We start from the raw sequence: 9,360 nt of genomic DNA, 5'->3' as shown, positions 1-9,360 counted from the left end.
GGCCCGGTTGGCCAGTGCCACGGTATCGGGGAACTTCTTGAAGAACTCGGTGTTGTCCGGGTCCTTGAAGTTGAACGCGGTGGTCAGATCGCCGCAGACCGCGCGGCGCCAGGCGCTGATGTTGGGTTCGATCACGCCGAAACGTTGCTCAACGAAGCGGATCACCGACGTGTGGTCAAACACTTGCGAGTTGACCCAGCCGCCCTTCGACCAGGGTGAGATCACGTACATCGGCACCCGCGGGCCCAGACCGTACGGACGGTGCAGCGCCAGTGGTTCGGACGGATTGGTCTGGTACGGCAGGATGATTTCGTGGTACTCGCCGCTCGTATCGACGGTGGAGGCGCCGGCCCATGCCGCTTTTGCCGGATCGGGGTCATAGCTCGTGTAGCTGGGCGCCGCCGGCGGTGGCACGTGGTCGAAGAAACCATCGTTCTCATCAAAGTTGACAAACAATACGGTCTTGCTCCAGACACCGGGATTGGCGGTCAGTGCATCCAGCACCTTGGCCGTGTAGTCCGCGCCCTGGGCCGGGCTGGAGGGGCCGGGGTGTTCCGAGCCCTCAGCCGTCGCCACAATGAAACTGACTTGCGGCAACTTGTTGGCCAGAACGTCGGCCTTGAGCAGGTCCAGATCGCGCGTGCTGACACCGCGGTCCTTGAGCGATTGGGAATACCCGGGCCGCGCGTAAAACGCGTCACGGAACACCTTGAAACCGGCCAGCGGGTTGTCGGTGTAGTTGTCGTCCATGTTCTCGTACACCTGCCAGCTGACGCCGGCGCTTTCGAGCCGCTCGGGGTAGGTGGTCCAGGTATAGCCGCCGTTCTTTCCCGGGTCGGATTCGAACCAGTCGTAGTCGTTGTAAGTAGCCGGGCCATTGCTCTTGCCGAGCGGGTCGTTGGTGCCGGTCCAGTGAAACAGGCGGTTGGTGTTGGTGCCCCCCTGAAACGAGCAGTGGTAGGCGTCGCAAAGGGTGAACGCGTTGGCCATCGCGTACTGAAAGGGCATGTCTGCCTCGGTGAAGTAGCCCATCGAGTGGTTCTTTTTCCATGTCGGCCAGGCATTCATGCGGCCGTGATCCCAGGCGGCTTCGGCGTCAAGCCAGGCGTGGGGCGTGCCGCTCACGCGCATGTAGTCGAAAGTCTGGACCGTGTTCAGGCGAAACGGCGCAATCATGCGCGGGTTGGCGGGGTCTGTATCGTTGGCCTGGTACCACACGTTCTTACCCTTGTTGCCCAGTGCATCCATGACCGGAATCGGGAAACGGTCGCCAAAGCCGCGCACGCCGGCCAAAGTGCCGAAGTAGTGGTCGAACGAGCGATTTTCCTGCGTCAGGATGACGATGTGCTCAACATCCTTGATCGTGCCCGTCTGGTTGTTGGCCTGGATCGCCAGTGCCTTGCGGATAGCGGGCGGGAACATGGCGAACGCGGCGGCGGCGACGCCCGTGTTGGCGGTCATGCGCAGGAAATTACGGCGATCGATGCTCATAAGTTTTGTTCCTAATGGTGGAAAACGGAATGCGTTTTTGGGTCTGTGCGAGTCAGGGTGCGCAGCGAATGACTGGCGTCTTGGCGCTCAGCGCGGCCGGGTCGGCGGATGTTCCTCCTCCGCCGCAAGCGGCGAGGACTGCAATCAAGAAAAGCGAAAGGCTGAGGCGCAGTGCCCGGGTGGGTGATGACAAAGGCTGCATAAGTACTCCTGATTCAATGGCAAAGGTTGATGGGACGTGGCAAAGTGAGGCTGACAGGGGGAAACAGAGCAGAACAGTGGTCGAGCAGCCAGCTTGTGAGCTGCTCGTAACTGCCAAAACTCAAAACGTTGGGGAGCAGGTCGCCGGCATGTCCGGCGTAGCCCCCGAGGTGGGCGGCGAAGCGAACCTTGGACAGTTGGGCACAGCGAGCGTCCATGGCGGAGTCGCCGACAAACAAAGTCTCTTCGGGCGACACGTCCAGACGCTCCATGAGAAGCAGCAAAGGGTCCGCCGCGGGCTTCGGAAGTGGCGTATCACCGAGGCTGATGATGGCGTCAAACGAGTCAACGATGGCTGCCGACGCCAGCAGCGCCTCGGTCGAGGCACGGTCCCGATTGGTACAGACGCCAAGCTTGAGCCCACGCGACTTGCATGCCATCAATGCGCCCGACACACCGGCAAACAAGGGGGCTGTCAACAAGCCGTGCCGCAGGTACTGGGCCATGTACTCGTATTCCAGGCGGGTCGCGGTCTGCGCATCGACGGCAGCCGATTGCAATGCAATGGCTTTGTGAAACAGGGGCCGCAGGCCTTCATTGAGCGCTGACTGCAGCAGAGACATCGGAACTTCCTGCCAGCCGGCATGCACCAGCACTACGTTGGCAGCGCTTGAGAGCGAGGGCAAGGTATCAAACATGGTGCCATCAAGGTCAAAAATGACTGCTCGAATATGATCGCTATTGTTCATAAACGCGATATTACGAACATAATGTGTCACTTTAATGACCCATATCGCCACTGAACGAGTCTCTTGTTTGCTCTTTTTGTTCGTATCTGGTTTCTAATACATCTCGTGTTCATCCAGGGTGATTTCGCATGCTAAAAGCCGTTCGCCACAAAGAGATCCTCGCTCTGGTTCAGGGCGGGGGGGCCGTTGAAGTCAATGCATTGGCCGAGCGGTTTCAGACCTCGCCGATCACGATTCGGCGCGACCTTATTGAATTGCATGAACGCGGGCTGCTGGAACGCACGCGAGGTGGCGCCGTTTCCGGCGAGGTCATCGCCGAAGGCTGGGCGCGTTACGAGAGCATCAGCTACGCCGAACGGGAACGGGAGAACTTTCGGGAAAAGCGCGCGATTGCGGAGGTGGCCGCGCAACTGGTCTCCGATGGCGACTGCATTCTGGTGAATGGGGGTACGACCTCACGGCATCTGGCCGAGGCGCTTCGCGGTCACAACAACCTGCATGTGGTCACGAACGGACTGACGGTTGCGATGGAGTTCGCCCGAAGCCAGAACGCTTCGGTTTATTTGTTACCTGGCAGCATCGACTTCAAAAAGATGGCCTCGGTGAGCCGCCCCGCCCCTGGCGCCTTTGACGACATCTCGGTTCGCGCGGCTTTTCTGGGAGTTCACGGCATCTCGCCCGCCGGCGGCATCGGGATGCTGTCCCCCGAGGAAGCGGCCATGAACCGGGCCTTCATCGACGCAGCACAGACTGTCAACGTGATAGTGGACTCATCCAAATTCCGCTCTCAGGCCATCTTCCGTATCGCCAAGCTGGACAAGGTGACGCGCGTCATCACGGATGCGGGCATCGACCAGGGCGCACGTCACGAACTTGAGGATTTGGGAGTTGAGGTGCTTGTGGCGTCAGCGGAAGACGCTTCGCTTTGAGGAGATCAGCGGCCAGATCATCTGGCGCGATCAGGCGGGCGTCTTGTGCGGTGTCAGGACTTTGTGGGCGTCGATGTGCCTATCGATACCGCAAGCAATCGCTGCGCCAGTTTGGTGCGCCGCAGCCAGGGTCCCGCTCCGGCCGGCACGCCAGTAGAATGCCCGACAAACTATTAAAGCGAATCGAGCAGGAGACTTCACGGGCGTACCCGGCGCACAGACGTTGGAAAGCAACTGATCTGCCCGATTCATCCGTCGTTGGAATGCCGGCACGCGCGCCAAAGAGTGCGACTTGCCGGTCAAAGAGACTTGTCTTGTGCGCATCAATCTACCGGTTACGCAACGCGAATACCCCTTCCCATCCGGCCAGACGGTGGTCTCGACCACCGACCTGAAGGGGCGCATCACCCACTGCAACGAGGTCTTCATCGAACTCAGCGGCTTTAGCAAAGAAGAACTGCTGGGCCAGCCGCACAACCTGGTGCGCCACCCGGATGTGCCCGAGGAGGCTTTTCGTGACTTATGGGACACCCTTGGCCAGGGCATGCCCTGGACCGGGCTGGTGAAGAACCGCCGCAAAGACGGCGACCACTATTGGGTGGTCGCCAACGTCACGCCGGTGATGGACGGCGAACAGGCGGTGGCCTATCTGTCGGTGCGCACCGAGCCCACGCGGGAGCAAATACAGGCGTTCGAAGCCTTGTTTGCCACGATGCGCGCTGAACAACAAGCGGGCAAGTTGGTACACCGCCTGCGGCACGGCGCACTGCACAAACACAACTGGCGCGGGCAAATCGGTCGTTTGCTGTATCCCGGTGTCAATGCTCAGATCACCACCCTGGCCGTTCTGATCGGCGCCGTCGGTGTGGCCACCGGCATCCTGGCAGCGGGGAGTCTGCCCGCACTGTCGCTGACTGCTTTTGCCGGTGCTGCTGCTGTGGTGCTGAGCGTGAGCCTGCTCGCTGCCTGGCGATTGCGCGTCATGACGACCCAACCGCTGCAGCGCCTGCTGGGTTTTGCCAATCGCATGGCGGCCGGCGACCTCACGAAAAGCATGGACAGCCAGCACAGCGGGATGTTGGGCCGCATGGAGCGGGCCCTCAATCAGCTCAACGTCAACATCCGCTCCATCGTGAGTGACGCGCGCACCGAAGTGGATCGCATGGGCCGTGCGACAAGCAATATTGCCGTCGGCAGCCATGATTTATCGACGCGCACCACATCGCAGGCCGCCAGCCTGGAGGAGTCTGCGGCGTCGATGGAGCAGATCACCGGCAACGTAGCGCAGACCGCCGACGCCGCACGCCAGGCGGCGCAGCTCGCCGAACAGGCCGCGCAGGTCACCGAGCGCAGCGGTCAGGCCGTGCAGGCGGTGACGCAGACCATGCAGGCGATCAATGAGTCGTCGCACCGTATTGGCGAGATCATCCAGGTGATCGAAGGCATCGCGTTCCAGACCAACATCCTTGCCCTCAACGCGGCGGTGGAAGCGGCCCGCGCCGGTGAGCAGGGGCGCGGCTTTGCCGTGGTGGCGTCTGAAGTGCGCAGCCTGGCGGGACGCTCGGCCGCCGCCGCCAAGGAAATCAAGCAGCTGATTCAGGATTCGGCCACCAAGGTTGACGCGGGCACCCGCCTGACCGACAGCGCCCGCATCACCATGGAGGAAGCGGTGGGCACGGCACGTCAGGTGAGCGCGCTCATCGCCGAAATCCATATGGCCACCGCCGAGCAAAGCGGGGGCATCTCGCAGATCAATGAGGCACTGGCGCATATCGAGGGCCTGACCCAGCAGAACATCACGCTGGTGAACGATCTCTCCGACTCGGCGGCCGCGCTGGAACTGCAGTCCTGTGGCGTGGCCGATGCCATGCGCGTGATCCGCCTGAGCCGCAACGACGCCGTGGGCACGCAGGACGCGGTAGCGCTGCGCCGGGAGATGAAGCTGCAGCGCCCTGCGGTCCCCGCCCCCCTTGAAATATCGAACAGACCGCTGCGGCTGGCCGCCAGTCCGGCGCGACAAAGAATAAGTTGATTGATCGTGAGGGCTGCGCCCCGAAGCGGGCCGGCTTCTTGCTTGCAGTCGGGCATGGCCTCCACCCCGACACCATCAACCCCCTTGCCTGACCCGCAATGGCGCGCGCAGGAGCTGCTGCTGATGCGCGAAGTCATGCGCCTGATCGGCAAAAGCCTGGCGCCCGGCGTGGTGATGCGCGAGATGCTGCATTTGATGTCCGAGCTGCTGGGGCTGAATCGAGGCCGCATCGTGTTGGCCGAGCCGGGCCGCGCACCCCATGCACCTGAACACGGCGAGACCACCCCCGCGCGCATCTGCTTTGCCTACGGCTTGACCCAGGCCGAGATGGCGCGCGGCGTCTATGCCCAAGGCGTTGGCATTACCGGGCGCGTGCTGGCCACCGGCCAGCCGATTCTGGTGCAGGACATCGATGCCGAACCCCAGTTTCTGGCCCGGGCCGTGCCACGCGACCAACTGCCGCCCGAGACCGTCGCCTTCATGGCGCTGCCGATTGACGTGAACGGCCAGACCGTGGGTGTGCTGGCCTGCCACCGCATCCGCGGCCGCCGCCGCCACTTGAATGACGACATGGCGCTGCTGAAAATTCTGGCCACGCTGGCCGGGCAGATTCTGCAGCTGCAAGCCCTGGTGCAGGAAAAGACCCGGGCGCTGGAAACCCGCAACGCCCTGCTCACCCACGCACTGGACGCTGCCGCCGTGCGCTACGGCATCATCGGCAGCTCGTCCGCCCTGTTGCAGGCACTGAGCGAACTCGAACGCGTCTCGCAGGCGCAGGCCAGCGTGCTGCTGCTCGGTGAATCCGGCACCGGCAAGGAACTGTTTGCGCGCGCCCTGCACCTGTCGAGCCAGCGGCGGGACGCCCCCTTCATCAAGGTCAATTGCGCCGCCATTCCGGACACCCTGTTCGAGTCCGAGCTGTTTGGCTACGAGCGCGGCGCCTTCACCGGCGCGGCCAGCGCCCGGGTCGGCTGGTTCGAGCAAGCCGACCGCGGCACCATCTTTCTGGACGAAATCGGCGACATGCCGCTGGCGATGCAAACCAAACTCTTGCGCACCCTGCAGGAAGGCACCATCGTGCGGCTGGGCGGCAAACGCGAAATCAAGGTTGACGTGCGGCTGGTAGCCGCCACCCACCGCGATCTTGAAACCGAAGTGACCAACGGCACGTTCCGGCGCGACCTGTTTTACCGCCTCAACGTCATCCCGATCCGGCTGCCCTCGCTGCGTGAGCGGCGCGAAGACATCCACACGCTGGCGATCCATTTTGTGAACCGCGCCAACCAGGCCAACCAGCGCAACGTCCACCTGTCGAGCGCCGCGCTGGCGCGACTGGAAAGCCACCCCTGGCCCGGCAACATCCGCGAACTGGGCAACGTGATCGAGCGGCTGGTGCTGCTGGCCGACAGCCCGCTGGTATCGGTGGCCGAACTGGAGCGCTTTTTGCCAAGAGAGGCCGTCAACGTGCCCGACGCGTCAACCCCAACGGATTTCCCACGGCCCGGCCCGCTGGTGCGGGACTACTTGCCGGCGCATTCCCACACGATTGAAGAACTGCAACGCACCCTGGACCTGCACCGGGGCAACCAGTCACGCGCCGCCCAGGCACTGGGCCTGACGGTGCGGCAATTTGGCTACCGGTTGCGCAAGAGCAAACTGGGGGCGTGAAGCGGCGGCGCCGGCCGAGACCGCCCGGCGCAAACTTATTTGATCCCGAAGCCTTCACCCTGTGCCAGCGCAGGCATGTCTACACAATGTCGACACTGTGTAGACACAGCGGCACCATGCGCTGGCGATGGCTCGCCAGGCCAAAAGAACTGCTATTATTTTAATAGCTATAAACCCAGATAAGACGGGGGCTAACACCACGTTTCATATAAATTTATGGGTGCCTCGCCGTATGGCACGGGGTTTGCAATGAGTAGTTCAGGCATCTGCCTGCAACCGATCAAGAGGACACCATGACCACCGCTGAAACAACGGCCCCCGTGCAAACCGTCAAAGCCTACCTGCGCCCGATTGACGCCCAAGGCTTGGCTGCCTTTGCCGAAAAAGGCCGCAACAATCCCGCTTCGCGCGGCACCAACAAGGTCCACACTGTGATGGAGGGCCAGTACCGCTCGCTCAGCACGGTGGGCAACCATCAACCGGTGGTGGTGGACGAGCCGCTGCATCTGTTCGGCCAGGACACGGCACCGGCACCCGGCGAGATCGTGCTCTCGGGCCTGGGCGGCTGTCTGGCCGTGGGCATCACCGCCGTGGCCACCTGGAAGCAGGTCAAGCTGACCCAACTGGAGGTGTTTCTGGAAGGTGACATTGGCAACCCGGCGGCCTGGGGCGCGGGTGGCGCGCTGCAAAAGACACCGCCCGAGATGGGTTTCCAGGTGATCCGCGTGAAGGTGCTGCTCGAAGGCGATGCGCCGCGCGAAGTGCTCGACGAGATCGTGCAGCACGCGTCCATCTACTCGCCGGTGGCCAACTCCATTCGCAATCCGATTCCGTTCGAGATCAGCCTGGCTGAATGACACCCCACCCCTCTTAAGGACCCTGCCATGAACGCTGCCGACCTGCTCCGTGACGTCATTCGTGTACCGCCGTTGGCAGCCGATACCCTGCTGGCCGCCGTGCGCGCGGTGGCGCAGGGGCCGCTGCAGCAACAGGTGCAGGGGATCGACCAAGAAGGCCACTACCCGCGTGCCGTACTGCAACAGCTCGCACAGCTGGGTGCCATGAGCGCGCACCTGGACGCACCTGCCGGACCCGGCAGCTACGGCCTGGCGATTCAGGCCATGGCCGAAGTCTCACGCGTGTGCGGTGCCACCGGCTTCATGATGTGGTGCCAGGCGGTGTGCGGCCTGTACATGCAGCAGTCGGGCAATCCGGCGCTGATGCATGAGGCGCTGCTGCGGCACGTCAGCGGCGCCGGGCTGGGTGGCACCGCGCTGTCCAACCCGATGAAGAGCTACGCGCAGATTGAAAGCCTGCTGCTCAAGGCGACCCCGGTGGCAGGCGGCTACCTGGTCAACGGCACGCTGCCCTGGGTCAGCAACCTCGGGGCCGACCATTACTTCGGCGCGATTGCGGCGGTGATGGAAGGCGATGCACCTGCCGGCCGGGAAGTGATGTTCCTGCTGCGCTGCGATGCCCCCGGCGTGACGCTGCGCGAGTGCCCGAGCTTCTCGGCCATGGAAGGCACCGGCACCTATGGCGTGCGCCTGAAGAATCATTTCATTGGCACGGGCGAGATCATGGCCGATCCGGCCAAGCCCACCATCGCGCGCATCCGCGCCGCCTTCGTCATGCTGCAATGTGGCATGGCGGTGGGCATCACGCAGGGTGCGATCGATTCGATGTGGGCGGTGGAGCCGCAGCTCGGCCACGTCAACCAGTTTCTGGAAGACCGGCCCGACACCCTGCAGGCCGAACTGGACGAGCTGACGCGGCGCGTGATGCTACTGGCCGACACACCGTTCGATACCTCCACCGAGTTTTTCATTGACGTGCTCGATGCCCGTGCCCACGGCGCCGAGCTGTGCCTGCGCGCCGCCCAGTCCGCCCTCATGCACCAGGGCGCGCGCGGCTACCTGATGAGCTCGGAGGTGCAGCGGCGCGTGCGCGAGTCGCACTTTGTAGCGATCGTCACGCCCGCCATCAAGCACCTGCGCAAGGAAATAGCGCGGCTGAGCGCCGGGGAGTTGCCGGCATGAGCGCGCCGGTCACCGCACCGGCCCCCGCACCATGGCAGCAGTACATTTGCCGCGCCTGCGGCTACATCTACAACGAGGTCGACGGCGACCCCGACGGCGGCCTGGCGCCCGGCACCCGCTTCTGTGACATTCCCGACGACTGGGCCTGTGCGCTGTGCGGCGTGACCAAACTGGACTTTGACCTGTGCGCGGCGCCAGACCCGGCAGCGCGCAGCACCTGCAGCGGCGCGCCCACGCCGCGCAGCCAGCCG

8 protein-coding genes are annotated in these 9,360 nt (G+C 63.5%); 6 read left to right on the top strand and 2 right to left on the bottom strand.

Features of this window, described 5'->3' with window-relative positions; all coding sequences use genetic code 11:
• Nucleotides 1-1,491 (bottom strand): phosphocholine-specific phospholipase C (locus WA157_RS09705; protein WP_422620749.1); only part of this gene is annotated, 1,491 nt, incomplete at its 3' end.
• Between the two features lie 215 nt (nt 1,492-1,706).
• A complete protein-coding gene (locus WA157_RS09700; protein ID WP_422620748.1) occupies nt 1,707-2,441 on the bottom strand; it encodes an HAD family hydrolase in 735 nt (244 codons plus the stop codon).
• A gap of 128 nt (nt 2,442-2,569) precedes the next feature.
• On the opposite strand from WA157_RS09700, the gene WA157_RS09695 reads away from it, so the two are divergent.
• The 6 genes from WA157_RS09695 to WA157_RS09670 form a co-directional block, all read left to right on the top strand.
• Nucleotides 2,570-3,370, top strand: a complete 801-nt coding sequence (locus tag WA157_RS09695) for a DeoR/GlpR family DNA-binding transcription regulator (RefSeq protein WP_422620747.1) — start codon at nt 2,570-2,572, stop codon at nt 3,368-3,370.
• Between the two features lie 316 nt (nt 3,371-3,686).
• Nucleotides 3,687-5,402: a methyl-accepting chemotaxis protein gene (locus WA157_RS09690; protein WP_422620746.1), complete on the top strand. Its 1,716-nt coding sequence runs from the start codon at nt 3,687-3,689 to the stop codon at nt 5,400-5,402.
• 54 nt (nt 5,403-5,456) lie between these two features.
• Entirely contained in the window at nt 5,457-7,070 is a 1,614-nt protein-coding gene (locus tag WA157_RS09685) for a sigma-54 interaction domain-containing protein (protein ID WP_422620745.1), read from the top strand.
• Between the two features lie 293 nt (nt 7,071-7,363).
• Nucleotides 7,364-7,927 (top strand): OsmC family protein, encoded by a 564-nt coding sequence (locus tag WA157_RS09680; protein ID WP_422620744.1) that lies wholly within the window; start codon nt 7,364-7,366, stop codon nt 7,925-7,927.
• 27 nt (nt 7,928-7,954) lie between these two features.
• Nucleotides 7,955-9,109: an acyl-CoA dehydrogenase family protein gene (locus WA157_RS09675; protein WP_422620743.1), complete on the top strand. Its 1,155-nt coding sequence runs from the start codon at nt 7,955-7,957 to the stop codon at nt 9,107-9,109.
• Nucleotides 9,106-9,360: rubredoxin (locus WA157_RS09670; RefSeq protein WP_422620742.1), on the top strand; the 255-nt coding region annotated here is incomplete at its 3' end. The genes WA157_RS09675 and WA157_RS09670, both read left to right, overlap by 4 nt.

Origin of the sequence: Rhodoferax ferrireducens (assembly GCF_049302455.1) — a bacterium.
Taxonomy (GTDB): Bacteria; Pseudomonadota; Gammaproteobacteria; order Burkholderiales; family Burkholderiaceae_C; genus Rhodoferax; species Rhodoferax ferrireducens_B.
Note: the sequence above shows the minus strand (reverse complement) of the source record. Positions and strands in the feature narration are given on the sequence as shown.